The organism is Caulobacter sp. SRI_008, from assembly GCF_057586355.1.
On record NZ_JBYCZS010000002.1, the window covers coordinates 264,644 to 289,472 of the forward strand.

27 protein-coding genes are annotated in these 24,829 nt (G+C 70.0%); 11 read left to right on the top strand and 16 right to left on the bottom strand.

Annotated elements, in window-relative coordinates; all coding sequences use genetic code 11:
- The first annotated feature begins 10 nt into the window (after positions 1-10).
- Together AC2YHT_RS03290 and AC2YHT_RS03295 are read left to right on the top strand one after the other, a co-directional pair.
- Positions 11-286 (top strand): hypothetical protein, encoded by a 276-nt coding sequence (locus AC2YHT_RS03290; RefSeq protein ID WP_487288158.1) that lies wholly within the window; start codon positions 11-13, stop codon positions 284-286.
- A 2-nt stretch (positions 287-288) separates the two neighbouring features.
- Positions 289-672, top strand: coding sequence for a type II toxin-antitoxin system VapC family toxin (locus AC2YHT_RS03295; protein ID WP_487288159.1), 384 nt, complete (start codon positions 289-291; stop codon positions 670-672).
- A gap of 10 nt (positions 673-682) precedes the next feature.
- Here AC2YHT_RS03295 and AC2YHT_RS03300 read toward each other — a convergent pair whose 3' ends face one another.
- The 9 genes from AC2YHT_RS03300 to AC2YHT_RS03340 form a co-directional block, all read right to left on the bottom strand.
- The gene (locus tag AC2YHT_RS03300) at positions 683-1,561 is read right to left on the bottom strand and encodes a 3-hydroxybutyryl-CoA dehydrogenase (protein ID WP_487288160.1); all 879 of its coding nucleotides are present in this window, start codon (positions 1,559-1,561) and stop codon (positions 683-685) included.
- Positions 1,562-1,734: 173 nt separating this feature from the next.
- Positions 1,735-2,007 (bottom strand): GNAT family N-acetyltransferase, encoded by a 273-nt coding sequence (locus tag AC2YHT_RS03305; protein ID WP_110119106.1) that lies wholly within the window; start codon positions 2,005-2,007, stop codon positions 1,735-1,737.
- Positions 2,008-2,093: 86 nt separating this feature from the next.
- The gene (gene pheT / locus AC2YHT_RS03310) at positions 2,094-4,532 is read right to left on the bottom strand and encodes a phenylalanine--tRNA ligase subunit beta (RefSeq protein WP_487288161.1); all 2,439 of its coding nucleotides are present in this window, start codon (positions 4,530-4,532) and stop codon (positions 2,094-2,096) included.
- Between the two features lie 94 nt (positions 4,533-4,626).
- Positions 4,627-5,700, bottom strand: a complete 1,074-nt coding sequence (gene pheS, locus AC2YHT_RS03315; RefSeq protein ID WP_487288162.1) for a phenylalanine--tRNA ligase subunit alpha — start codon at positions 5,698-5,700, stop codon at positions 4,627-4,629.
- Positions 5,701-5,823: 123 nt separating this feature from the next.
- Positions 5,824-6,180 carry a 50S ribosomal protein L20 gene (rplT, locus tag AC2YHT_RS03320; protein WP_058347692.1) on the bottom strand — a complete coding sequence of 119 codons (357 nt, stop codon included), beginning with the start codon at positions 6,178-6,180 and terminating at the stop codon, positions 5,824-5,826.
- A gap of 15 nt (positions 6,181-6,195) precedes the next feature.
- Positions 6,196-6,396: a 50S ribosomal protein L35 gene (gene rpmI, locus AC2YHT_RS03325; RefSeq protein ID WP_018061454.1), complete on the bottom strand. Its 201-nt coding sequence runs from the start codon at positions 6,394-6,396 to the stop codon at positions 6,196-6,198.
- Between the two features lie 160 nt (positions 6,397-6,556).
- Positions 6,557-7,777 (bottom strand): MFS transporter, encoded by a 1,221-nt coding sequence (locus AC2YHT_RS03330; RefSeq protein WP_487288163.1) that lies wholly within the window; start codon positions 7,775-7,777, stop codon positions 6,557-6,559.
- 97 nt (positions 7,778-7,874) lie between these two features.
- The gene (locus AC2YHT_RS03335; protein ID WP_487288164.1) at positions 7,875-8,675 is read right to left on the bottom strand and encodes a transglutaminase-like domain-containing protein; all 801 of its coding nucleotides are present in this window, start codon (positions 8,673-8,675) and stop codon (positions 7,875-7,877) included.
- 37 nt (positions 8,676-8,712) lie between these two features.
- On the bottom strand, positions 8,713-8,901 hold the full coding sequence (locus AC2YHT_RS03340) for a hypothetical protein (protein ID WP_110119113.1): 189 nt from the start codon (positions 8,899-8,901) through the stop codon (positions 8,713-8,715).
- 217 nt (positions 8,902-9,118) lie between these two features.
- On the opposite strand from AC2YHT_RS03340, the gene AC2YHT_RS03345 reads away from it, so the two are divergent.
- Together AC2YHT_RS03345 and AC2YHT_RS03350 are read left to right on the top strand one after the other, a co-directional pair.
- Positions 9,119-9,664 carry a cysteine hydrolase family protein gene (locus AC2YHT_RS03345; RefSeq protein ID WP_487288165.1) on the top strand — a complete coding sequence of 182 codons (546 nt, stop codon included), beginning with the start codon at positions 9,119-9,121 and terminating at the stop codon, positions 9,662-9,664.
- Positions 9,661-10,653: a GlxA family transcriptional regulator gene (locus tag AC2YHT_RS03350; protein WP_487288166.1), complete on the top strand. Its 993-nt coding sequence runs from the start codon at positions 9,661-9,663 to the stop codon at positions 10,651-10,653. The genes AC2YHT_RS03345 and AC2YHT_RS03350 overlap by 4 nt, the downstream gene beginning before the upstream one ends.
- Positions 10,654-10,848: 195 nt before the next feature.
- Here AC2YHT_RS03350 and AC2YHT_RS03355 read toward each other — a convergent pair whose 3' ends face one another.
- The 3 genes from AC2YHT_RS03355 to infC form a co-directional block, all read right to left on the bottom strand.
- On the bottom strand, positions 10,849-12,810 hold the full coding sequence (locus AC2YHT_RS03355; protein ID WP_487288167.1) for an alpha/beta hydrolase family protein: 1,962 nt from the start codon (positions 12,808-12,810) through the stop codon (positions 10,849-10,851).
- A 78-nt stretch (positions 12,811-12,888) separates the two neighbouring features.
- A complete protein-coding gene (locus tag AC2YHT_RS03360; RefSeq protein WP_487288168.1) occupies positions 12,889-13,626 on the bottom strand; it encodes a 2OG-Fe(II) oxygenase in 738 nt (245 codons plus the stop codon).
- A gap of 66 nt (positions 13,627-13,692) precedes the next feature.
- Complete coding sequence (infC, locus tag AC2YHT_RS03365) at positions 13,693-14,214, bottom strand: translation initiation factor IF-3 (RefSeq protein WP_110119117.1); 522 nt, start codon at positions 14,212-14,214, stop codon at positions 13,693-13,695.
- A 249-nt stretch (positions 14,215-14,463) separates the two neighbouring features.
- On the opposite strand from infC, the gene AC2YHT_RS03370 reads away from it, so the two are divergent.
- The 3 genes from AC2YHT_RS03370 (at position 14,464) to AC2YHT_RS03380 (ending at position 16,456) form a co-directional block, all read left to right on the top strand.
- On the top strand, positions 14,464-15,063 hold the full coding sequence (locus AC2YHT_RS03370) for a YitT family protein (RefSeq protein WP_487288183.1): 600 nt from the start codon (positions 14,464-14,466) through the stop codon (positions 15,061-15,063).
- A gap of 125 nt (positions 15,064-15,188) precedes the next feature.
- The gene (locus AC2YHT_RS03375) at positions 15,189-16,040 is read left to right on the top strand and encodes an aldose 1-epimerase (RefSeq protein WP_487288169.1); all 852 of its coding nucleotides are present in this window, start codon (positions 15,189-15,191) and stop codon (positions 16,038-16,040) included.
- Entirely contained in the window at positions 16,037-16,456 is a 420-nt protein-coding gene (locus AC2YHT_RS03380) for a response regulator transcription factor (protein WP_110119119.1), read from the top strand. Before AC2YHT_RS03375 ends, AC2YHT_RS03380 begins: the two co-directional genes overlap by 4 nt.
- A 212-nt stretch (positions 16,457-16,668) precedes the next feature.
- On the opposite strand, the gene AC2YHT_RS03385 is transcribed toward AC2YHT_RS03380, so the two are convergent.
- Positions 16,669-17,556 (bottom strand): LysR family transcriptional regulator, encoded by an 888-nt coding sequence (locus tag AC2YHT_RS03385; protein ID WP_487288170.1) that lies wholly within the window; start codon positions 17,554-17,556, stop codon positions 16,669-16,671.
- 75 nt (positions 17,557-17,631) lie between these two features.
- Here AC2YHT_RS03385 and AC2YHT_RS03390 point away from each other — a divergent pair, with 75 nt between their 5' ends.
- The 4 genes from AC2YHT_RS03390 to AC2YHT_RS03405 all read left to right on the top strand — a co-directional run bounded on the left by AC2YHT_RS03390 (position 17,632) and on the right by AC2YHT_RS03405 (position 21,738).
- Positions 17,632-18,852 (top strand): MFS transporter, encoded by a 1,221-nt coding sequence (locus tag AC2YHT_RS03390; RefSeq protein ID WP_487288171.1) that lies wholly within the window; start codon positions 17,632-17,634, stop codon positions 18,850-18,852.
- The gene (locus AC2YHT_RS03395) at positions 18,845-19,546 is read left to right on the top strand and encodes an alpha/beta fold hydrolase (protein WP_487288172.1); all 702 of its coding nucleotides are present in this window, start codon (positions 18,845-18,847) and stop codon (positions 19,544-19,546) included. The genes AC2YHT_RS03390 and AC2YHT_RS03395 overlap by 8 nt, the downstream gene beginning before the upstream one ends.
- Positions 19,547-19,548: 2 nt before the next feature.
- Entirely contained in the window at positions 19,549-19,947 is a 399-nt protein-coding gene (locus AC2YHT_RS03400) for a VOC family protein (RefSeq protein WP_487288173.1), read from the top strand.
- 75 nt (positions 19,948-20,022) lie between these two features.
- On the top strand, positions 20,023-21,738 hold the full coding sequence (locus AC2YHT_RS03405; protein WP_487288174.1) for a hypothetical protein: 1,716 nt from the start codon (positions 20,023-20,025) through the stop codon (positions 21,736-21,738).
- Positions 21,739-21,930: 192 nt separating this feature from the next.
- Here the strand turns inward: AC2YHT_RS03405 and fixJ are convergent, their stop codons facing one another.
- From fixJ to AC2YHT_RS03420, 3 genes are all read right to left on the bottom strand, one after another.
- Positions 21,931-22,539, bottom strand: a complete 609-nt coding sequence (fixJ, locus tag AC2YHT_RS03410; RefSeq protein ID WP_487288175.1) for a response regulator FixJ — start codon at positions 22,537-22,539, stop codon at positions 21,931-21,933.
- A complete protein-coding gene (locus AC2YHT_RS03415) occupies positions 22,536-24,020 on the bottom strand; it encodes a PAS domain S-box protein (RefSeq protein WP_487288176.1) in 1,485 nt (494 codons plus the stop codon). Before AC2YHT_RS03415 ends, fixJ begins: the two co-directional genes overlap by 4 nt.
- 6 nt (positions 24,021-24,026) lie before the next feature.
- Positions 24,027-24,829, bottom strand: an 803-nt coding sequence (locus AC2YHT_RS03420) for an ATP-binding cassette domain-containing protein (protein WP_487288177.1), incomplete at its 5' end; no start/stop codon positions are given.

Sequence of the window (24,829 nt, forward strand, 5' to 3'; positions counted from 1 at the left end):
GGCTCGGGGCATGACGATCCGGGTCGACATCGCAAGTGAGATTAGCTTGGCTGAACTCGTCGCGCTCCTCGATAGCCACGACGTCGTGCTGCTCACTGAGAATGGAGAGGTCGTCGCGGAAGCGCGGCGGGTCGAGGCTAAGGCAGGGCGTAAAGAGCGCGTCCCCGGGGCTTTGGCCCACCTCGGCCCGATGGACGATCCCGATCTATTCTTCCGCCAAGACGAGGCGCTGGAAGGCGTCGCTGAGGCCGGTGAAGCTTACGAAGGTCCACCCGGCAAGGAATGATCTTGCTCGACACCCACGCGCTGGTTTGGTGGCTGCTGGCCCCGGAACAGCTTTCGGAGAGGGCGCGCCGCTTCATAGGCGACGGCGACAACAAGCTCTGGGTCAGCGCCGCGAGCGCTTATGAGATTGAATACAAGCGCAATCGCGATACGTCGCTTCAGCGGTTCCCAAAGAACATCTCTGGCACGATCCCGACATTCGGCTTCGAGTGGTTGGAGATCGACGCTTCGGATCTTGTTTGCGCGGCGCGTTTCGATAACGCCCACCGCGACCCCTGGGACAGGATCATCGCCGCGCAGGCGCAGCGGCGAGATCTGTTGCTCATGACGTCCGATCGGGATCTCACTAGGGCCTGCCAGACTTGGCGGGTCCCGATCCTCTGGTAGTCCGATGCGCCTACCGCGTCGGGACCGGAACCTCGCCGCGGTAGTCGTAGAAGCCGCGGCCGGTCTTCTTGCCCAGCCAGCCGGCCTCGACGTACTTCACCAGCAGCGGGCAGGGGCGGTACTTGCTGTCGGCCAGGCCTTCGTAGAGCACGTTCATGATGCTCAGCACGGTGTCCAGGCCGATGAAGTCGCCCAGCTCCAGCGGGCCCATCGGATGGTTGGCGCCCAGCTTCATGGCGGTGTCGATGGCGTCGACCGTGCCGACCCCTTCGTACAGCGTGTAGATCGCCTCGTTGATCATCGGCACCAGCACGCGGTTGACGATGAAGGCGGGGAAGTCTTCGGCGTTGCTGGTGATCTTGCCCAGCGACTTGGCGAAGGCCACGGCCGTCTCGTAGGTCGGCACGTCGGTGGCGATGCCGCGGATGATCTCGACCAGCTTCATCAGCGGGACGGGGTTCATGAAGTGCAGGCCGATGAAGCGCTCGGGGCGATCGGTGGCCGAGGCCAGGCGCGTGATCGAGATCGACGAGGTGTTCGAGGCCAGCAGGGTGTCGGGCTTCAGGTGCGGTTGCAGACCGCGGAAGATGGCCTTCTTGAGCTCTTCGTTCTCGGTGGCGGCCTCGATGGCCAGGTCGGTCTGGCCGATGGCCTGGATGGCCTCGGCGGCCGAGATGCGGGCCAGGGCGGCGTCGGCCGCGTCCTGGTCGATGATGTTGCGGGTGACCTGGCGGGCGAGGTTCTTTTCGATCAGGGCCAGGCCCGCGTCGATGCGCTCGCGCGAGATGTCGTGCAGGCGGACGTCGTAGCCCGCGAGAGCGCAGACATGGGCGATGCCCGAACCCATCTGACCGGCGCCGATTACGCCGACCGTCTTGATATCAACCATGAAAATCCAAGCCTTCGCTCACGATCGCGCAAGCTCCCGGCAGGGCGCGCTGTACCGTCGCCGAAGTTCTAGCACGAGGAACCGCACGCTCGCCAAGGGCTTTGCTGCGCCGCAAACGTCGGGTGAGCGACGTTCCCCGTCCTGTTCCCGGATTATCCGCCTGTCGGAAGGCGTCAGGCGATCAGTTCGGGGTCGTTTCGCCGCAGCCAGGCGGCGGCGTAGGAGCAAAGCGGGGTGATCCGCATGCCCTCGGCGCGGGCCACCTCGGCGACCTTGACCATCAGGCGGCCGGCGGCGCCGGTGCCGCGCAGGGCGGGATCGGCCTCCACATGCGGGATGACCAGACGATGGCCGCTGCGCTGGTAGTCGGCGAAGGCGATCAGGCCGTCGACGTCCAGCTCGTAGCGGCTCTTGGCGGGGTTGTGGCTGAAGAGGTCGTCGCTCATGGGCCTGAAACGCGAAAGGGGCGAAGGTGGATGCAGCGCAGCATCACCTTCGCCCCTACATGGCGCTCAGACTTGAACGATCAAGCTCAAGCCCGCAGCTTGCCGCCCGCCTTCTCGACCGCGGCGACGACCTTGGCCGACAGGGCCTCGATCTCGGCGTCGGTCAGGGTGGCGTCGCGCGGCTGGACCAGCACCTCGATGGCCACCGACTTGGAGCCCTCCGGCACGCCGGGGCCTTCGTAGACGTCGAAGACGCGGGCCGAGGCGATCAGGGCCTTGTCGGCGCCGGCCGCAGCCTTGACCAGGTCGCCGGCCGCCTTGGCCTTGTCGGCGACGAAGGCGAAGTCGCGGCTCAGCGGCATCAGGGCCGAGGGGCTGAAGGCCGGCTTGGTCTTCACGGCCTTCTTCTTCGGCTCGGGGATCGCCTCCAGGGTGATCTCGAAGCCGTAGACCGGGCCGGCGACGTCCAGGGCCTTCAGCACGGCGGGGTGGATCTCGCCGAACTCGGCGATCACCGCCTTGGGGCCCAGCTGCAGGCGGGCCGAGCGGCCGGGGTGCCACCACGACGAGGCCGAGCCTTGCGCGGTCTGCAGCGAGGCGACCGGCGCGCCGATCTCTTCGAGCAGGTTCAGCAGGTCGGCCTTGATCGTGAACACGTCCTCGGCCGAGCGCTTGTCCCAGGCGCGCGGCGGGCGCGGGGCCAGGATGCCGGCGACGACCGTGCGCTGGTCCTTGGGACCATCGCCCAGGAACACCGGGCCGACCTCGAACAGGGCCGCGTCCGGGAAGCCCTGGCGGGCGTTGCGGCCGGCGGCCTCGATCAGGTTGGGCAGCACCGAGGGGCGCATGCAGTCCAGTTCCGAGGCGATCGGATTGGCCAGCACAAGGGCGTCGGCACCGCCGCCGAACAGCTGGGCGGTGGCGCGGCTGGTGAAGCTCCAGGTCACGGCCTCGGCGTAGCCGGCCGCGGCCAGGGCGCGACGGGCGGCGCGGGCGCGCACCTGGCGTGGGGTCAGCACGCCGCCGACGGCGCGGGCGACCTCGGGCAGGGGCGTCGAGGGCAGGGCGCCGTAGCCGGCGATGCGGGCCACTTCTTCCACCAGGTCGGCCTTGCCGTGGGCGTCGCGGCGGAAGCTCGGCGGGGTCACGCAGACCACGCTCTCGGCGTGGGTGGCGAACTCGGCGACGGGCACATCCTTGGGCGGCTCGACCTTGAAGCCCAGGGCCTGGAGGATATCCAGGCTCTTTTCCGGCGCGATCTCCAGGCCCGACAGGGCCTGCACATAGGCCGGGTCGAACAGGATCGGGCCCGGCGCGGCCGGGGCCTCGCCGGCGACGACGACTTCCGAGGCCTCGCCGCCGCACAGCTCCAGGATCAGCTTGGTGGCCAGGTCCAGGCCCGGAACCACCGAGCCGGTGTCGACCGTGCGGGCGAAGCGGTACTGGGCGTCGCTGTTGATGCCGGTCTCGCGACCGGTCTGTGCGATGCGGATCGGCTCGAACCAGGCGCTTTCGACGAAGACGTCGACAGTGGCTTCCGAGCAGCCGGTGCTCTCGCCGCCCATGACGCCGCCGAGGCCGATCGGGCGCTCGCCGTTCGCATCGGCGATGACGCACATGGCCGGGGTCAGCTCGTAGGTCTTGCCGTCCAGCGCGATCAGGTGCTCGTCGCCATTCAGGCCGTGGCGGCCCAGACGCGTCTCGATCTTGGTCCCCGACAGCAGGGCCGCATCATAGACGTGCAGCGGCCGGGCGCGGTCGTACGAGATGTAGTTGGTGATATCGACCAGGGCCGACTTCGGATTGATGCCGATGGCCTTCAGGCGGTCCTGCAGCCATTGGGGCGAGGGGCCGTTCTTGACGCCCTTGATCAGGCGGCCGGCGAACACCGGGCAGGCCTCGCCGTCGACTTCGATCTTGATCGGGCAGGGGAAGGTTCCGGCGACCGGGGCGATCGACAGGTCCTTCAGCTTGCCCACGCCCGCGGCGGCCAGGTCGCGGGCGATGCCGGCGACGCCCAGCCAGTCGGGACGGTTGGGGGTGACCTCGAAGTCGATGACGGCTTCCAGGCCCAGCGCGACGGCGGCCGGGGTGCCGACGGCCAGGTCGCCGGACAGTTCAAGGATGCCTTCCGAACCGTCGTCGGCTTCAAGCTCCGAACCCGAGCACAGCATGCCGTTGGAGACGACGCCGCGCACCGGCTTCTCGACCAGGGTGACGCCCAGGCCCGGCACATAGGCGCCGATCGGGGCGTAGATGGTGGTCAGGCCGACGCGGGCGTTCGGCGCGCCGCAGACGATTTCCTTGCGGCCGTCGATGGTGTCGACCTGGCAGACCCGCAGGCGGTCGGCGTTCGGATGCTGAACGGCCTCGACGATCTTGGCGACGCTGAAGGCGGCCAGCTTGGATGCCGGGTCGGTGACGTGCTCGACCTCGAGGCCGGCCATGGTCATGGCGGCGACGACCTGGGCGGCGGTCGCTTCGGTGTCGAGGTGGTCCTTGAGCCAGGACAGGGTGAATTTCATCGTTCTGGATCTCCAAGCCCCGCCGCGCGGGAGGGGTTGGGTGGAAAGGCATGTCCGGAGCGGTCGGGCTGCGCCGTCGCTCCGGAGGGGTTCGTCAGCTCAGGCCGCTGGCCGGGTTCGGCGCGGAAAAGCCCGAGAAGCCGTAGTGGGCCAGCCAGCGGCTGTCCGACGACCACATGTCGCGCAGGTCGGGCATGCCGTACTTCAGCATGCCCAGGCGGTCGACGCCGACGCCGAAGGCGAAGCCCTGGTACTCGTCCGGATCGATGCCGCAGGCGCGCAGCACGTTCGGATGGACCATGCCGCAGCCCAGGATCTCGAGCCAGCTCGTGCCCTGGCCGATCTTGATCTCGCCGCCCGAGCGGTCGCACTGCACGTCCATCTCGGCCGAGGGCTCGGTGAACGGGAAGTGGTGCGGGCGGAACTGGGTGGTCACCGCGTCGGTCTCGAAGAACCGCGCCAGGAAGGTCTCCAGGGTCCACTTCAGGTGGCCCATGTGGATGCCCTTGTCGATCACCAGGCCCTCGACCTGGTGGAACACCGGCGTGTGGGTGGCGTCGTTATCCACGCGATAGGTGCGGCCCGGCGCGATGATGCGGATCGGCGGCTTCTCGCTGACCATGGTGCGCACCTGCACGGGGCTGGTGTGCGTGCGAAGAAGCATCCTTTCGCCGTCTTCCTTCCGGTTGAAGAAGAAGGTGTCGTGCATCTCGCGGGCCGGGTGCTTCTCGGGGAAGTTCAGGGCCGTGAAGTTGTGGAAGTCGTCCTCGATGTCCGGACCTTCGGCCACGGCGAAGCCCATCTCGGCGAAGATCGAGACGATCTCGTCCATGGTCTGCATGGTCGGGTGGACGGATCCCTTGCGGCGATAGGGGCCGGGCAGGGTGAGGTCGAGGGTCTCGCGGGCCAGGCGCGCGTCGAGTTCGGCCGCTTCCAGCGCGGCCTTCTTCTCGGTGATCGCCGACTGCACGCGGTCGCGCAGGGCGTTGATCGCCGCGCCGCGTTCCTTGCGCTCGTCGGGGCTCATCGCGCCCAGGGTCTTGAGCAGGCCCGAGATCGAGCCGGTCTTGCCCAAAGCGGCCACGCGGACCGCGTCTAGCGCTTGCAGGTCGGCCGCGCCGGCCACTTGGGCCAGGACGTCGGATTCGAGGGTGTTGAGATCGGTCATGACGGGGTTTCGTCTAGGCGGTTTTGACGTCGGGTGGAACCGGATAACGCGCAGCAAAAAGCCCTCCGGCTCGCGCCGGAGGGCTTTTAAAGGATCGTTCGAGCGGTGAGGCTCGGAAGTTCCTTAGGCCAGGGCCGCGCGAACCTTGTCGGCGATGGCCTTGAACGCGACGGCGTCGTTGCCGGCGATGTCCGCCAGGACCTTACGGTCGATCACGATACCCGCCACGTCCAGGCCGTGGATGAATTGCGAGTAGGTGAAGCCTTCGGTGCGGGCGCCGGCGTTGATGCGCTGGATCCACAGCGAACGGAAGGCGCGCTTGCGCACCTTGCGGTCGCGGTAGGCGTACTGGCCGGCCTTGTCGACCGCGGCCTTGGCCGTACGGATGGTGTTCTTGCGGCGGCCGTAGAAGCCCTTCGCCTGTTCAAGAACCTTCTTGTGCTTGGCGTGGGCGGTGACGCCACGTTTAACGCGAGCCATGTGTCAGCGCTCCTCTTAAAGGCCGTAGGGCAGGTACGAACGGATGGTCTTGGCGTCAGCCTCGCTCATCACCTTCGTTCCGCGGTTTTGGCGGATGTACTTGCCGTTGTGGCCGATCAGGCGGTGGCGCTTGCCGGCGACGCCGGCCTTCAGCTTGCCCGTGGCGGTGATCTTGAAGCGCTTTTTGGCGCCCGACTTCGTCTTCAACTTAGGCATTTCGCGTCAGAGCGTTTAACGGCCCTGTCCTCTGGATAGCGAGACGAACCGCCATGGCATGCCAAATTGGCCAGGCGGTTCCGGAAAGGCGGGGTGAATACGGGAACCCCGGGCGAAAAGCAAGGCCTGGCGGACTCTTATGCCCAACTGCCGCTCCCGGTCAGGGCGCGGCCTTGGCGCGGCGGCCCACCGTCACCGCCAGGGCGACGGCCGGCACGGTCAGCAGCGCCCCGAACCAGTAGGGACCCGCCATGGTCAGGCCAAACAGCGGACCGGCGATCATCGGGCCGCTCATCCGCGCCAGCGAGCCGCCGGCCATGTTGAGGCCCAGCATGGCGCCCTGCTGGTCGGGCGGCGTCGCGCGCGAGATCAGGGCGGCGATGCACGGGAACACCAGCGACTGGCCAAAGGCCGTCAGTCCCACGAACAGCGGCACGAAATGGCCGCTGGGCACGAACGGGGTGATGGCCATCGACAGGCAGATGATGGCCAGGCCGGTGGTCAGCACCTTGGGCTCGCCGTAGCGGCGGGCCAGGCGTCCGGTCAGCACGCCCTGGCCCAGCGAGGCCACCACGCCGATGACGGCGAAGCACAGGCCCACCTGCTGCGGGCCCCAGCCGAAGCGGGCCGAGGTCCACAGGCCGAAGATCGCCTCCATGCCCGAGAAGGCGGCGGTGGAGACGAAGGTGACCATCAGCACCCGCGACAGCACCGGATGGGCGAAGGCGGCCTTCAGGGCCTCGCGCCGGGGCGGCGGGGGCGGGGCGTCCTTGCGGGGCGCGCGGCTCTCGACCACGAACAGGAAGACGCCCAGCGAGGCCGCCGCCGCCAGGCCCGCGGCCACGAACAGCGGGATCTGGAAGCCCAGGCGTCCGGCGTCCGGGTGGGCCAGCAGGCCGCCAAGCGCCGGGCCGACCACGAAGCCGGCCCCGAAGGCGCTGCCCAGCAGGCCCATGCGCCCGGCCCGCTTATCGGGCGGGGTGACGTCGGCCATGTAGCCCTGGATCGTCGAGATGTTGCCGCTGGCCGCGCCGCTGAAGAAGCGGATGACGAAGGCCACCGCGATGGTCGGGGCGAAGGCCAGGGCCACGTAGGACAGGGTGTTGGCCAGGATGGTGACGATCAGCACCGGCCGCCGGCCGATGCGGTCGGACAGACGTCCCCAGAACGGCTCGGCCAGGAACTGGCCCAGCGAATAGGCCGAGAACAGCGCCGTCACCTGCCACGGGCTGGCGTTCAGCGCCTTGGCGTAGAAGGGCAGCAGCGGGATCACCAGCCCGAAGCCCACCAGGTTGATGAACACCACCAGCAGCAGGACGTAGAGGGCGCGGGAACTGTGAACGGGCGCCGGCGCAGTTGCCGGAGCGGAGAGCGTGGACATGACGGGAACCTTCGAGGCGGCTCCTCTACGCCCGATGGCCCGGAAAAGCGACTGAAATGTCAGTTTCCGGATGCGGACGATTCGAAGGGAGGCAGCGCTAGGTCGCTGGCGTCTGGTCCGCCCGCGTCACCAGGATGGACTTGGCCTCGAACCGGGCGTCGCCGAAGGTCGCGGCGAACGGCACGTCGGCGGCGTCGCGGCCAAAGCCGATGGGGACCAGGCCTCCCAGCGGCGCGCGGCGGGTGGCGTCGAAGGTCCGCCAGGCGCCGTCCAGATAGACCTGGAACACCGCGTGGAAGTCGGCCGGCTGAAGGTCGAGCGCGTAGCAGGCGGCGAAGCGGGCCGGCATGTCGAGCGCCCGGCACAGGGCGATGCCGATGTGGGCGAAGTCGCGGCAGACGCCCTTGCGGTCGACCAGTGTGTCGATGGCCGAGGTCGTGTCGCTGCTGGTCCCGGCCTCGTAGGTGATGGTCGCGGCGATCCAGTCGGCGATGGCCTGGACCTGGCCCAGGCCCTGGGGGCGGGAGCCGAAGGTCTGGCGGGCGAAGGCGGTCAGGCGATCGGACGGGCAGTAGCGGCTGGGGTTCAGATAGGGCAGCACCGTCGCCGGCAGATCGTTGACCACGTCGCCGCCGATGAAGCCGCGCTGATCGACCAGCGCCCGGCGTTCGACCTGGGCGATGTAGCCGATATCCAGCGGCCCGGGCTGGGCGAGGAAGCGGATGAAGCGGTTGCCGGCGAAGGCGTCGACGAAGAAGTCGGCGCTCACGCCCGGCGGCAGCAGGATGGTCTCGTCGAGCACCTTCTGGTCAGCGCCGTCGGCGGCCTGGATCGCCAGGATGAAGCTGGTGGGGGTCCGCACCTCGTAGCGCAGGCGGCAGTCGATCGAGAGACGCATCGCGCGGAATTCCAGGCTGGAGCGGAAGGTGGCGTCGCTAAACGCCCGACGTCGTCATTCGGACCCGCGTCGCCGCGCGCGCGTCTTCGGCGTCGGCCAGATCGCTCCAGGTGCGGGCGGCGTGTTCGTGCTTGGCCTGGACGTGGGGTAGGCCGCACTTGCCGGCCGCTTCGAGAGCGGCGGCGGCCAGCGCACGGTACTCCGGCGCACGAAGGGGATGTCTCAAGGGGGAAGCTCCTCGCCGGCGGCGAAGTCCGAGGCGGGCTCCACGCTCCATCATATGGGGCGGAACGTCGCCGAAAGCGAGCCGGCGCGGCGGATGGGGCGAAGACGGTGCGATGGTGTGATGTCCTTTTCTGTCCGCTCTTCGTCCGCCAGCTTCCTTATTCGCCTTGAAGAGCGTGGGTAGCTTGCGGCATCGTCATCGCCACGGAGCTACGCAAATGTCCGCCGCCACCGCCCTGATCGTCGTCGACGCCCAGGACTCCTTTCGCCAGCGCGCCTCGTGGGATCCGGCCGTGGCCGGGGTCTATCTCGAGCGCCAGCAGGCCCTGATCGACGGCGCCAAGGCCAAGGGCCTGCCGGTCGTGCAGATCCTGCACGTCGAGGCCGAGGGGCTGTTCAGCCTGGCCTCGGGCCATGTGCGCACGGTCGAGGGGCTGTCGTTCGAGCCCGACGTCACCTTCCACAAGCCCGCCCACAGCGCCCTGGCCGGCACCGGCCTGCTGGTCTGGCTGATCCGCAACCGCATCGGCAAGGTGATCGTCAGCGGCATCCGCACCGAGCAGTGCTGCGAGACCACCACCCGCCACGCCTCGGACCTGGGCTTCGCCGTCGACTACGTCACCGAGGCCACCCTGACCTTCGACATGACCGACCGCCACGGGCGGGTCTTCACCGTCGACGACATCAAGGCCCGCACCGAGCTCGTTTTGCACGAGCGCTTCGCCCGCATCGCCACCGTGGAAGAGGCCCTCGAAGCCGCATGACGTCCGACTCGCCCGCCGTCATCCCCGTCTTCGTCGTCCTGCCGCCGCGCACCCTGCTGCTCGACGTGGCCGGACCGCTGGAGGTGCTGCGGCGGGCGACGTTCGAGCCCGGATCGCCGGGCTTCGCCGTGACCTATATCGCCGCCCGGCCGAGCGTGGAAAGCTCCATCGGCCTGACGCTGGCCGGGATCCAGCCGCTGCCCGACGCCCTGCCGGACGGGGCGCTGGTCATCGTCTCGGGCAATGTCGATCAGGTGCTGGGCGGGGAGGGGGCCTCGGCGGCGGACGCCGGGGACGAGACGGCCATCGTCGCCTGGCTGGCCCGCGCGGTGCGGCCGGGCGTGACCCTGGCCTGCATCTGCTCGGGCAGCCTGCTGGCGGCGCGGGCCGGGCTGCTGGCCGGCAGGGCCTGCACCACTCACCACGCCTGCACCGAGGAGCTGGCGCGCCTGGCGCCCAGCGCCCGGGTGCTGGAGGACCGCCTGTTCGTCGAGGACGGCGAGCGACTGACCAGCGCCGGCGTCACCTCGGGCGTTGATTTGATGCTGCATCTGGTCGCCCGGCTGCGCGGCCCGGCCCAGGCCGTGTCGATCGCCCGCCAGATGGTGGTCTATCTGCGCCGGGGGCCGTCCGACCCGCAGCTGTCGCCGTGGCTGGAGGGGCGCAACCACGTCCATCCGGCCATCCACCGGGTGCAGGACGCCATCGCCGCCGACCCGGCCCGCGACTGGAGCCTGGAGATCCTGGCCGACCTCGCCGCCGCCAGCCCTCGCCACCTGTCGCGGCTGTTCAACGCCCATGCCGGCATGAACCTGACCGACTACGTCAACCGCCTGCGCCTGGCGCTGGCCAGCGAGATGCTGTCGGCGACGCGCCTCGATATGGAAAGCGTCGCCGAGCGGGCCGGCTTCGCCTCGACCCGCCAGCTGCGCCGCGTCTGGGCCCGCCATCACCCCACGCCGCCCAAGGCGGCGCGGGCTTCTGTCTGATGTGAGGGCGAAGGTCGGATCGGCATTCGACGTCTGAGACGAAAACCTCGTCCCCTCGGGTCGCGCCGCTGGCGCGGCCCGCCCAAGGGCATGCTTCGACGGGCTCAGGATGAGGTTTTTCTACTGCCCGGGCCTGCAAATGGTCCTCATCCTGAGCTTGTCGAAGGACGAGGACCACCCACAGAGCCTGCTGTGCTAGCGCGCGGCCGTCGTCTGGGCCGGGGCGGCCGGGTCGGGCGGATTGTGCTTTTCGAGGAACTGCACGGTGGCGTTCAGCATCTGCTGGCGGCTGGCGCCGCGCGACAGCCAGTGGTCCTCGCTGGCCAGGGTGACCAGCTCAGTCGGCTTGCCGGCCCTGGCCATGGCGTCGGCCATGATCTTGCTCTGCACATAGGGAACGACCGTATCGTCCTTGCCGTGGATCAGCAGGATCGGGATGTCGATCTTGTCGGTCAGCTTGGCCGGCGAGATCGCCGCCAGGTCGGGATCGCGGATGCCGTCGGCGCCCATGAAGCGCAGCCAGTAGCGCAGGGTCGAGTTGTTGCGCGACAGGTGGCGTTCCTGGTCGTCCTGCAGCATGCGCTTGAGGTCGGCCGGGCCGGCCACCGATACGGCGCAGCGATAGACGCCGCGGTCGAGCGCCGCGCCGGCCAGGGCCGCGTAGCCGCCGTAGCTGGCGCCGACGATGCAGACGCGCTTGGGATCGGCGATCCCCTGCTTCTCCAGCCAGCGGACGCCGTCCGACAGGTCGGTCTGCATCTTGCGGCCCCACTCGCCGAAGCCGGCCTTGATGAAGTCCCAGCCGAAGCCTTCGGAGCCGCGGAAGTTGGGCTGCAGCACGGCGTAGCCGCGCGAGGCCAGGCCCTGGGCCCACCAGTCGAAGCCCGGCGTGTCGCGGCCTTCGGGACCGCCGTGCGGCAGCACCACCAGCGGCAGGTTCTTCGGGTCCCGGCCCTTGGGCAGGGTGAGGTAGCCGGTGATCTCCAGGCCGTCGGCGGCCTTGTACTTCACCGGGCGGACCTCGGCGATGTCGGCGGCGGCCAGGTCCTTGTACTCGTCGCCGATCCAGGACGCGGTCTTGGCCGTCATGTCGACCAGGGCGTAGGCCGGGCCGTCGGTCGGCGAGTCGACGCGGACGACCACCTTGGTGCGATCGGCCGACCACGAGGCCAGCGACACCCGCGAGCCGGCGAAGCCCTTCTCGACGGCGTTCCAGCGCGACTGGTCCTTGGGATCGAAGAAGACGTAGCGGGTCTTGTCGCCGACCAGCGACACCCCGCCGATCAGGGCGTCGTTGCCGGGATCGCGCAGCAGGCCGTCGAAGGGGATCTCCATCGGCACGTCGACCTGCGAGCCGTCGGCGGCGTATTCGCGATAGACGGTCTCGTTCTTGTCGTTGACGCGGGCCACCAGCACCGACTTGCCGTCGCGACCCAGGCCCGAGACGCCGTAGGAGCCCATCGGGCTGACCGCCCGGTCGACGATGGTCCAGCCCTTCGGACCCTTGATGCGCAGCACCCAGGTTCCGCGGCTCTGGTCGTACTGCGACTGGGCCAGGGGGACGCCGTCGCCGCCGACCAGCCAGTCGTCGGTGTCTTCCGAGCGCGCCTCGATCATGCGGGTGCGCCCGTTCTTCACATTGACCGCGAACAGGGTGTTGCGGCCGAGGTTGTCGACGAAGTGGATGCCCTGCACGAAGGCCGTGGGCGCGCCGTCGACCGAGCGCAGCGAGGCGGCGCTGAGCACGACGTTCATCGAATCCGGCTGGTTGTCGAGCAGCAGGCGCGCCTTGTCGGTGTCCAGGTCGTATAGCGAGGTCATCCAGTACTCGCGCTTGGGCCCTTCCAGCCCGACGACGCTGGCCGTCGACGAGACGGTGACCAGAAGGTGCGAGGCGTCGGCCCACTGCACCCAGCGCAGCTTGTTGTTGCCCATCCGCAGGGCCTTGATCAGCTTGTTGTCGGCCGCGTTGTGGATGGTCAGAACGCGCTGCTCGCCGTCGGTCAGCGACACCGCCAGGCGCGTGCCGTCCGGCGAGATCTCGACATCCTCGATCGTCGGCAGCTTGCCGTAGGTCGACAGCGGCGCGGCCTTGGCCTGAACGCCCGACAGCAGAGCGGTCGCGCAGATGGCGATCGCAAGATCCTTGATACGCACGAAACTACAGCCCCCAGAAGAGTCCCCGGGGCGAGTATAAGCTCTACCTTGCCGGGAGGTCGAGCGGGGCGCGCGAAATCAGCGTCGCGAGCGGATCCAGCCGGTGAGCGACAGGCGCGGGCCCGCCGCGTGCGGCGTGACGTAGGTCACGGCGTGCTTCTGCGGCACGCGAAAGATGTTGAGGGCGTTGAAGCTGGGCTTGTAGCCCTCGGCCACGTGGCCGTCCCCGTCGAGGAACAGCAGAAGCCCGCCCCAGTCGGCCCGCCAGTTCGGCGTCAGGTTGAGGACGTAGGCGTAGAGCCGGTGCTTGCCGTCGGCGTGGTCGTCGTGCTCGGTCAGGAAGTGGCCGGGGCGATAGCGGGTGGCCTGGCTGTCGCAATAGACGGCCCGGTCGTCGCCCGTCAGCTCGCGCACGAAGTCCAGGAAGGCCTCGCCGTTCAGCAGGTCGTAGGCGGCCTCGACCAGCCGGCCCTCGCGACGGCCGGCCTCGACCTCGTCGCTGACCCGGAAATTGTCGAACCGGAAGCCGAAGCCGTTGCGGGTTTCCTCGGCCACCTGGCGGTCCAGCGCCAGGTCGTCGGCCGGGGACAGGGCGCCGGGACCGTCCAGCGGCAGGTTCCACAGCTTCTTGCCGACCCCGACCACGCCGCTCCAGGGCGTGTCGAGGGTCAGGGCCGCGTGCAGGCGTGCGGCCGAGTCGGCGGTCAGGATCCCCGGCACGTGCAGACGGCCGTTGCGGGCGAAGGCGTCGCGCCAGGCCCCGGGCGTCAGGCCGGGGTCCAGGGACAGGGGAGCTTGCTGGGCGGGCTGGGACATGGACGATACCGGAAACGAAAAACGCCCCGGTGGTGACCGGGGCGTTTTCGAAGATAGAGCCGAAGCTTAGCGGGGCGCCAGGATCATGATCATCTGGCGGCCTTCCATGCGGGGCTCGTACTCGACCTTGGCGATCTCCTCGAAGTCGGCCTTGACCTTGAGGAGCAGCTTCATGCCGAGTTCCGGGTGAGCCATTTCACGACCGCGGAAGCGCAGGGTGACCTTGACCTTGTCGCCTTCCTCGAAGAAGCGGTGCATGGCCTTGGCCTTCACCTCGTAGTCGTGGATGTCGATGTTCGGGCGGAGTTTGATCTCCTTGAGCTCGACCACCTTCTGACGCTTGCGGGCCTCGTTCTTCTTCTTCTGCTCCTGGAACTTGAACTTGCCATAGTCCAGGATCTTGCAGACCGGCGGGTTCGCGTTCGGAACGATTTCGACCAGGTCCAGGCCAGCCTCTTCGGCCGCTTCCATGGCGGAGGCGGTCGGCATCTCGCCCTGCTTCTCGCCGTTCTGGTCGATCAGCAGGACTCGGGGGACGCGGATTTCATCGTTGATACGCGGTCCATCCTTGACGGGCGGCGCTTGCATGGGACGGCGAATAGGGGCGGCTCCGGAATTGTTGTAGAGGATTTCGCGCGGCGCCCATGGGGCGTCGCGTTCAGATGATATATGACGCCAGACACGGGCGCTATCAAGCGCTCGCCGCGACAAGACCGTTCCTCGACCGCGGATAAGTGGCGAAAGGGACGGCGGGACGGGAACGCGATCGGGACGGGACGCCCTTTTCCCTTCCTCCAGACGCGACTCGACCCTGCCTTGACCGCCGCCGCTCCCGACATGCCCGCCACACGCCACACGCTGATCGAAGACGTGCACGCCCTGCTGATCGGCACGAGCTTCATTTCCGTGGGCCTGATCCTGCTGAAGGCCGCCGGCCTGGTGACCGGCGGCATCGCCGGGATCGCCCTGATCGTTTCCTACCTGACCGACTGGCCGGTCGGGATCGTGTTCTTCGTGCTGAACCTGCCGTTCTACATCTTCGCCCAGCGGGCGCTGGGCTGGGTGTTCACGGCCAAGACCCTGGCCACCAACGTGCTGCTGGCGGCGCTCAGCCTGGCCCTGCCGCACTGGCTGAAGCTGCAGGGCGTCAACCCTGTCTTCGCGGCGGTGTTCGGCGGCACGATCATCGGCATGGGCATACTGGCGCTGGCCCGCCACCGCTCGTCGGTCGGCGGCGTCGGGGTGCTGGGCCTGTGGCTGCAGGAAAAGCACGGGATCAGCGCCGGCAAGGTGCAGATGGCCACCGACGTGCTGGTGGTCGGCGCGGCCTTCATGGTGGTCAGCTTCGACAAGCTGCTGCTGTCGATCCTGTCGGCGGTGGCGCTGAGCATCGTGATCATCGCCAACCACAGGCCGGGGCGCTACGCCGGCTACTGACCCCAACGCCTGACGCCACGACTACTGACTACGATGTCGACAGGCCCTCTGTTCGAGAGCGGCCGGAACTGGCATATGACGCACCGTAAAGCTCAAGTTAGCGCTAACATAACAATGGGTTCCCAATGACACGTCCCGTCCTGGCGACCGACCGCGCCCGCGTCGAACTGCTGCCGCAGGTGGGCGGTTCGATCGGCCGTTTCGTGTTCGACGGCCGCGACGTGCTGCGCCCGGCGCCGGAGGGCGCGACCGACGCGCTCGACGTCGGCTGCTTCCCGCTGGTCCCGTTCTGCAATCGCATTCCGAACGGCCGCTTCACGTTCGAGGGGCGCGAGGTGACCCTGGCCCCGAACCTGGCCGGCCATCCGCACCCGCTGCACGGCCAGGGCTGGCGCGCCGCCTGGACGGTCACCGGCCTGTCCGACACCCGCGCCGTCCTGACCTATGACCACGCCCCGTCCGACTGGCCCTGGGCCTATCGCGCCGAGCAGATCCTGGTGCTGTCCGACGAGGGTCTGCGCATCGAGCTGTCGGTGACCAACACCGGAACGGAAACGATGCCGGCGGGTCTTGGCCTGCACCCCTATTTCACGGCTCGCCCGGGCGAGACCCTGCAGGCCGGCGTCGACGGCGTCTGGATGGTCGACGCCGACGTGCTGCCCACCACCCATCACGACGGCGTCTGGAGGCGCGACTGGAACGCCGGCGCGCCGACCGCCACCGACAGCCTGATCGACAACTGCTGGACCGGTTTTTCCGGCAAGGCCGTGCTGTCGGCCCCGGGCGGGACTTCGACGACCATCGAGGCCTCCGGCAACTGCCGCTGGGTGCACGTCTATTCGCCGCCGGGCGCCGACTTCGTCTGCGTCGAGCCCACCGCCAGCCGTCCCGACCCCTTCGGTGAAGGCGAGACCGGGATCGTCGCCCTGGCTCCGGGCGAGACGACCTCGGTCTGGATGACCCTCAAAGTCGCATGATCGCCGACCTGCTGGATTTGCGTCAGATCAAGGCGCGCTGGGCCGACGCTGGCTTGAATGGCGCGATGAGCGCCCCTTCGCCCGCCCGTCCGCTGGTGGTCGTCGTCGAAGCCGACGCGGCCCTGCGCGAGGCCCTGGCCTTCGCCCTGGAGACCGAGGGCTACTGGATCCGCGCCTTCGCCGGCGTGGACGAGGCGTCGCTGTCGGAGATGATCGCCGCCGACTGCCTGGTGCTGGACGTCGATTTCCTGGCCCTGGCGGCCCTGCGCGGCAAGGGCGTGCGCACGCCGGCCGTGCTGCTGGCCGACGGCCCGGTCGACCTCTCGGCCGCCGACGCCCTGTGGGCCGGCGTCGCCCACAAGCCCCTGATCACCGACGCCCTGAGCCTGCAGGTGAAAAAGGCGGTCGGGGCTTAGAAGGTCACCGCCTCCCAAATTATCCCGTCATTCCCGCCCGCTCTCCTCCCGTCATTCCCGCCCTTGTGGCGGGAACCCCTCTGTCAGCCGCAAGGGCGGGAGGGGCGGCGTGCTCAGCACGCCGCTAGCGCTTCACATGCGAGCGGACCCAGGGTTTCCCGCCACAAGGGCGGGAATGACGGGAGTTGGGGGAGGGGTGTGAGTTCGCTCCCTCACCCCCGAAAAGCCGGCCGGATCACCTGGATGAAATTCCGCAGCGCCGGGCTCGGCGTCTTCGTGGCCGCCAAGCTGAGCCGCGCCACGGGGGTCTGGCCGGCGATGTCGCGGTAGGCCACGCCCTCGACGGCCAGCTGGCGCATCGAGACGGGCACGATCGAGACGCCCAGTTCGGCCGCGACCAGCACGATCACCGAGGCCATCTGCGGCGCCGGCTGGCCCATCACCGGCTCGACGCCGGCGGCGCGGAAGGCCTCCACCGCCGCGTCGTGCACCGTGGGGCCCAGGTGGCGCGGCGTCATGATCAGCGGCTCGCCTTTCAGCCGCGACAGGTCCACCGGATCGGAGGCGGCGGCCGGATGGCCCGCCGGCAGCACGGCGATCATCGGCTCGTCGACCAGGTCGTACACGGAAAGGCCCTCAAGGCTCACCGAGCCCGGCCGCAGGAAGGCCGCGTCCAGCGCCCCCTCGGCCAGGTGGTCGGAAAGGTGGGTGCTGTTGCTCTCGGTCAGCGACAGCTCGACCTCCGGATAGAGCCGGCGATAGGCCCGCACGGCCGTGGAGACCACCGGATGCAGGCTGGCCGAGCCGGTGAAGCCCAGCCGCAGCGAGCCGGTCTCGCCGCGCGCGGCCCGCCGGGCCAGCACGGCCGCCGCGCCGGCCTGGTCGGGCAGGGTGCGCACGGCGGCGTGGAAGGCCTTGCCGGCCTCGGTCAGCTCGGCCCCGCTGGGGATGCGGCGGAAAAGCTGCACGCCGAGCTCCGTCTCCAGGTCCTTGATCTGCTGGCTCAGCGGCGGCTGGCCGATGCCGACCTTGGCGGCGGCGCGGGTGAAGTTGCGCTCCTCGGCCACGGCCAGGAAATAGCGGATGTGGCGCAGCTCCATGCCATCTCCAAAAGCGATCAAGAAAGTCTTCGCCATATATTGGACTATGGGGCGGCCGACTTCTAGATCGACGCCATGACCGCCATCGACCCCACGACCGATCTTTCGCCGCCGCGCATCGCCGCCGGCACCGCGCGGTTTCGGCGCATGTCGCTGGCCCTGTTCCTGGGCGGTTTCTCGACCTTCAGCCTGCTCTACTGCGTGCAGCCGCTGCTGCCGACCTTCGCCCGCGATTTCTCCCTGACCCCGGCCCAGAGCTCCCTGGCCCTGTCGCTGACCACCGGGGCGCTGGCGGTGGCGATCCTGCTGGCCGGGGCGGCGTCGCAGAGCCTGGGGCGCAAGGGGCTGATGTTCGCCTCGATGAGTCTGGCCGCCCTGCTGAACCTCGCCGCCGCCTTCGCGCCGTCCTGGCCGATGCTGCTGCTGGCGCGGGCGGCCGAGGGCTTCCTGCTGGGCGGGGTGCCGGCCGTCGCCATGGCCTATGTCGGCGAGGAGATGGAGCCGCGCGACCTGGGCGCGGCCATGGGCCTCTACGTCGCCGGCACGGCCTTTGGCGGCATGGCCGGACGGGTGGGCATGGGCCTGCTGGTCGAGGTCGGCTCGTGGCGCTCGGCCATGGCGACGATCGGGGCGCTGGACTTGCTGGCCGCCGCCGCCTTCTTCCTGCTGCTGCCGCGCTCGCGCCACTTCCAGCCGACCCCGGCCCGCGACCGCGCCGCCCAGGCCGCCGCCTGGGGCCAGGCCCTGGCCGACCGGCGGCTGCTGGCCCTGTTCGCCGTGGGCTTCTGCCTGACCGGCGTCTTCGTGACGATCTTCAACTATGCCGGCTTCCGGCTGGAGGACCCGCCCTACGGCCTCAGCCAGGGCCAGACCAGCCTGATCTTCCTGGTCTACGCCTTCGGGGTGGTCGCTTCGTCGACGGCGGGGAAGCTGGCCGATCGCTGGGGCCGGCGGACCCTGCTGGGCGCGGGGCTGGCCGTCATGCTGGCGGGCGTGGCCCTGACCCTGCCGGCCGGCCTGCCGTGGATCGTGGCGGGCGTGGCCTTGGTCACCATCGGCTTCTTCATCGCCCACGCGGTGGCGAGCGGCTGGGTCGGCGCCCTGGCCGGAAAGGCCAAAGGCCAGGCGGCGGCGTTGTACCTGCTGTTCTACTATGTCGGCTCCAGCCTAGCCGGCTCGGCCGGCGGCGGCTTCTGGCGCGCGGGCGGCTGGCCGGCGGTGGCGGCCTTCACCACCGTGCTGGCCGTGATCGCCGGCGTCCTGGCCCTGCGTTTGAAGGAGACCCGCCATGGCTGATCTTGCCCCGCTCGTTCTCCTGCCCGGTCTGCTGTGCGACGCCCGCCTGTGGCGCGAGCAGGCGCTGGCCCTCCACGACGTCGCCGATATCCAGGTCGCCGACCTGACCCTCGACGACAGCGTTTCGGCCATGGCCGCTCGCGTGCTGGCCGCCGCGCCGCAGCGCTTCGCCCTCGGCGCCCTCTCCATGGGCGGCTACGTCGCCTTCGAGATCCTGCGCCAGGCGCCGGAACGGGTGACGCGCCTGGCCCTGTTCTCGACCAGCGCCGCGCCCGACAGCCCCCAGCGCGCCGAGCAGCGCCGCCGGGCCATGGCGGCCCTGTCGGTCGGGCGGTTCCTGGGCGTCACCCAGCAGATGATGCCGCAGCTCTTGCCCCCGTCGCGGCTGAACGATCCCCTGGCCGGCGAGGTCAAGGCCATGGCCGGCCGGGTCGGCGGCGAGGCCTTCCTGCGCCAGCAGCAGGCGATCCTGGGCCGGCCGGACTCGCGCCCGGACCTGGCCGGCGTCCGCGTGCCGACCCTGGTGGCGGTGGGCGATCTCGACCGCCTGACGCCCCCGGCCGAGGCCCAGGCCATCCACGAGGGCGTCGCCGGCTCGACCCTGCACGTCTTCGCCGACTGCGGCCACCTGCCGGCCATGGAGCGGCCGGACGAGACCACGGCCCTGCTGCGCGCCTGGCTGGCGGAGGCCTGAAGATGATCGCCATCGACCGGCTCCATCACTTCGTGCTCGTCGTCGCCTCGATCGAGGCCAGCGCCGCCTTCTACGAGCGGGTGCTGGGCGCCGAGCGGGTGGTGACGCCCGGCAAGCCGACGGCCGTGCGCTTCGGCCGCTGGAAGATCAACCTGCACACGGCCGACGCCCCCTTCACGCCCAAGGCCGCGGCTCCGGTCGCCGGCGCGGCGGACTTCTGCCTGATCACCCTGCAGCCGATCGAGGCGGTGGTCGCGCATCTGGCCGCCTGCGCCGCGCCCGTGGAACTGGGACCGGTCGAGCGCAACGGCGCGCTGGGGCCGATGACCTCGGTCTATTTCCGCGATCCGGACGGCAATCTGGTCGAGGTAAGCCGCTATCACGACGAGGCCGCTCGCTAGGCGTTCAGGTAACTGGATTACGATTGTAGATTTAAAGGTCGCTTCGTAAGCTCCTCCGAAACGGGAGGAGGCGTGATGCGACAGTCTTGGTTGATCGGCCTGGCGGCGGCCTTGGCGCTGGGGGCGGGCTCGGCGGCGCAGGCGTGCTCCACGGCCTACGGCTATGTCCGGCCCAGCAATTTCGAGCTCGTGCAGGTCGCCGACGCCATCGTCGTCGCCACGCCCGTCTCCGCGCCGCCGTTGGCGCGGGAGGGCTCGCCCTGGGACGCGCCGATGCGTCTGCGGGTGAGCGAGACCCTGAAGGGCGACCTGGCGGGCGAGATCGAGGTTCGGGGACTGCTGATGGGGCGCACCGTGCGCAGCGACCCCGACGACGTCACCTTCTCGCACCCGGAGGGCCACAACGGACCCTGCAACCGCATGACTCTGGCCAAGGGCGGCAGCTACCTGCTGCTGCTCGGCCATCGAGGCGAGCGCCTGGGCGTGCTGCCCTTCGCGTTCTCGCGCGTGAACGAGGACTATGCGGGACCGGACAGTCCGTGGTCGCGGATGGTGCGGACCTATCTCGACATCCAGCGCGATCCCGACGCCATGGCCCGGCTCGCGCGGCTGGAGGCGCTGAAGGCGCAACTCGACGCCAAGCCGGGCCGCACGCCCTACGAGACGGCGCTAGCCCGCGACATCGGCGGACACCTGGGCTCGATCTCGCCCTGGAAGCCGACGCCGTTCCTGCTGGCCGCCTATGGCGACCTCAAGGCCGGCCGGCCGCCGCGCTACGCGCCCCGCGACCCGGCCTTCGACGCCGAACAGTCTGAAGCAGCGGCTTTCACCGACCTGATCATGGCCGAACTGACCGGCGGCCGGCCGCCGGCCAAGCCGGCGCGCGACCCGCGTGAAACCGCCATACTGGAAGCGCTGATCGAGGAGGGGCACGCCGACGCCGCGCCGGTCTTCGAACCGTTTCTGCGCGACGACGCCTCGCTCGCCGACCTCGACATCGGCCTGCGCTTCCTGGCCGTCAACGGCCAGTACCGACGGGCCTACGACCTGATCGAGGCGCGCGTTCCCGCCCGGCTGGCGGCGGCCGCCTCGGCCGACGAGGCCAAGGCCCTGCTGGCCATGGTGGCGCGGGTGCAGGAGGACCCCTACGGTTCCGAGCCGCCGCGCTGGCGTTCGGATCCGTCGGTCGCCGCCCGCTGGCCGCGCTTCTCCCTGGCGCTGGCGAACGAGGCCAAGGCCCGGTTCGACGTCGAAGCCGATTTCGCCCAGGGACCCAAGGCCTTGCTGACCGCCGACTATCGCGCCGATCCGGCCCTGACCCTGATGCTGTCGGGGCACTACAACGAGATAACCGATTGGGCCAACGCCGAGCTGGTCCGGCCCGAGGTGCTGGCCTCGCCGGCCGTCGGCGGGCCTGGCGATCCCCTGACGCTGCCGCTGGACGTCGCCCTGCGCTGGTACGGTGTCGGTCGAGACGAGGCGGATGAAGCGGCGGCGACGCGGGTGTTCTGCGCCGGTCCAGGCCCGCGCGCGGCGGTGATCCGAGCCTGGGGGCGGTCTGGCGGCTCCTTCAGCATCGGCCTGGCCAAGCGGATGGCGGTCTCGCCCGCGCTCGACGCCGGCGATCGGACCCTGCTGGCGCAAGCCGCCGAGGCGTGGAAGCGCCGCGAGGCCAAGGAGGCGATCGGCGACCTGCCCGACGATCCAGTGCTGAGCAAGCTGCTCGGGGGCGAGGCGCCGAGCCTCAAGGCGATCAAGCCACTGAAGCCGATCCGCTGCCCGGCGGCCTAGGTCGTTTCGACATTCAGCTTTTCGCGCCCTTCAAATCCGTGTCTCCCCGCGAAGGCGGGGATCCAAGCTGGATTTCAGGATGAGGCGCGGCCGTGGATCACCTGCGGCCTCGGCTTGGGTCCCCGCCTTCGCGGGGATGCTCGGTGAAAAATGAGCTCAGGCCGGTAAATGTCGATCCGCCCTAGGTCGAGATCAGCCCCGCACCGACAGGGTCATCCGCACCAGGGCGGCCAGGTTGTCGGCGTGCATCTTGCTCATCAGCTTGGCGCGGTAGATCTCGACGGTGCGGGGGCTGATGCCCAGGTCGCGGGCGATGATCTTGTTGGGCTGGCCGGCCACCACGCCGTCGAGCACCTGGCGCTCGCGCTCCGACAGGGTCTCGATCCGCGCCAGCACCTGGGCCTGGTCGTCGCTGACCGTCGGCTGGGCCGGGGCGGCGCTGGCCAGGGCGCGCTCCAGCGCCGCCAGGATGCGGGCTTCGGAGAACGGCTTTTCGATGAAGTCCACCACGCCGTCGCGCATGGCCTCGACGGCCATGGGGATGTCGCCGTGGCCGGTGATCATCACCACCGGCAGGGCCGAGGCCTCGGCGCGCAGGCGCTTGACCAGTTCCTGGCCCGACATGCCGGGCATGCGCACGTCGGTGATCACGCAGCCGGGCTCGGCCTGGGGCAGGGCGGCCAGGAAGGCCTGGGCGTCGGGATAGGTGCGCACCCGGAAGTCGGCCGTCTCCAGCAGGAAGGCCAGGGAGTCGCGGGCGTCGGCGTCGTCGTCGACCACGTGCACAACGGCGTCGCTCATCGGGTGGTCTCCTGGTCGGTCTTGTCGGCTTGGTGCGGTGCAGGCGGCAGGGTGAAGCGGAACACCGTGCCGCCGCCGGGATTGGCGTCGGCCCAGATGCGGCCGCCGTGGGCCTCGATGATCGAGCGCGAGATCGACAGCCCCACCCCCATGCCCTCGGCCTTGGTGGTCATGAACGGCTCGAACAGCCGGGCCCGGAACGCGTCGTCGACGCCCGAGCCGGTGTCGGCCACGGCCACCTCGACGACCCCGTCGTCCTGCCGGCGGCTGGTCACCGACAGGCGGCGGACCGGCCGGCCGTCCATGGCCTCGACGGCGTTGCGGATCAGGTTGACCAGCACCTGCTGGATCTGCACCCGGTCGGCGAAGACGGCGTCGCAGGCCGGATCCAGGGCGATGCTGACCTCGGCCTGGCCCTCGCGCACGCCGATCAGGGCCAGGGCGCGAGCGTCGTCGACCAGTTCCGACAGGCTCTCGACGTCGCGCTCGGTGGCGCCGCGGCGGACGAACTCGCGCATGCGGTGGATGACGTCGCCGGCCCGCAGCGCCTGGTCCGAAGCGCGGTCGATGGCGTCGCGCACCTTGGCCTGGTCCTCGGGGCGGCCCCGATCCATCAGCCGGCGCGAGCCGGTCAGCAGGTTGGCGATGGCCGACAGCGGCTGGTTCAGCTCGTGGGCCAGGGTGGTGGCCATCTCGCCCATGGCCGTCAGCCGCGAGACGTGGACCAGCTCGCCCTGCAGCTCCTGCAGCCGGCTCTCGGTGGCGTGGCGCTCGGTCAGGTCGCGGATGAAGCCGGTATAGGCGCGGGTGGGACCCTTGGTCTCGCCGACCGCCAGCTCCATCGGAAAGGTCGTGCCGTCGCGGCGCAGGCCGGTGACGATGCGGCCGATGCCGATCACCCGCTTGTCGCCGGTGCGCTCGTAGCGCTCGAGATAGGCGTCGTGGGCGGTCTGGTGCGGCTCGGGCATCAGCATGCTGACGTTCCTGCCGATCACCTCCGGGGCGTTCCAGCCGAACAGGCGCTCGGCGGCGGGGCTGAACGAGGTCATGATCCCGCGCGGATCGATCACCACCACGGCGTCGGGCACGGTGTCGAGCACCGAGCGCAGGTGGTCGGTGATGTCGGCCATCCGCCGGCGGGCGGCGTGGAACCAGCCGCCGCCGATCGACATGCCCACCCCGATCATCAGGAACACCAGGCTGGAGACCGCCGTGGCCTGGTCGGGCTGGGGCGAGAAGGTCAGGAACCAGACCATGGCCGAGGCCAGGATGGTGGCCACCAGGCCGGGGATCAGTCCGCCCAAGGCCGCGCTGATCAGCACCGAGGGCACGAACAGCAGGAAGGTCGCCGGGGCGGCGTAGCGGCTGGGCAGGGCGAAATAGAGCAGGGCGCAGCCGGCCACCAGGCCGGCGGCGGCCATGAAGACGCCGAGGCGAAGCTCGCTGTACAGCGGCGCGGGCGGGCGCTGGGGCGCGGCCATGGTCGTCTAGAGCGTCGCCGTCGTGGTCATGGGCGCGCTTATAGCCGGTCCGGCGGCCGGGGACACCGTCTCGACAGCGACTGTCCGTTCACAGAGCGCCAGCGGCGCCTGGCGATGGCTGACCAGCACCAGACCTTGCCCCGTGACGCGCAGACGGGCGTCGAGGCGGGCGACGACGCGGGCCTCGGTCGCCGCGTCCAGGCCCTCGGTCGGCTCGTCGAGCAGCAGCCAGGGCGCGTCGCGCAGCAGGGCGCGGGCCAGCGACAGGCGCCGGCGCTCGCCGCCCGACAGCCGCTCGCCGGCCTCGCCCAGCCAGGTGTCGAGCCCTTGCGGCAAGGCGCGGACGCGGTCGGCCAGGGCGGCGTCGTCGAGCGCGGCCCACAGGGCCTCGTCGTCGGCCTTGGGCGCGGCGAGCTTGAGGTTCTCCCGCACCGTGCCGGCCAGCAGGGCGGCGTCCTGCGGGGCGTAGGCGAAGGCTTGGCGCAGGTCGGCGGGCGACAGGGTCGCGCCGTCCACGCTATCGAGCGCGAAGGCGCCGGCGGGGGGGGCGCGCAGGCCCAGCAGTTGCTCCAGCCGGGTGGTCTTGCCGCAGCCGGTGGGGCCGACGATCGCCAGCCGCGCGCCGGGCGCGAGGTCCTGGCCCAGCAGGCGCAGGGTCGGTTGGCCGACGTCGATTAGCGCAGCGGTCTCGGTCGTGTGGCGCAGGATGGCGTCCAGCCGCTCCCCGGCGGCCTCGGCGGCGCCGTCCTGCTCGAAGGCGCGCGCGATGGGGCCGACGGCTTCGATGGCCATCACCGCCGCCAGGGCGG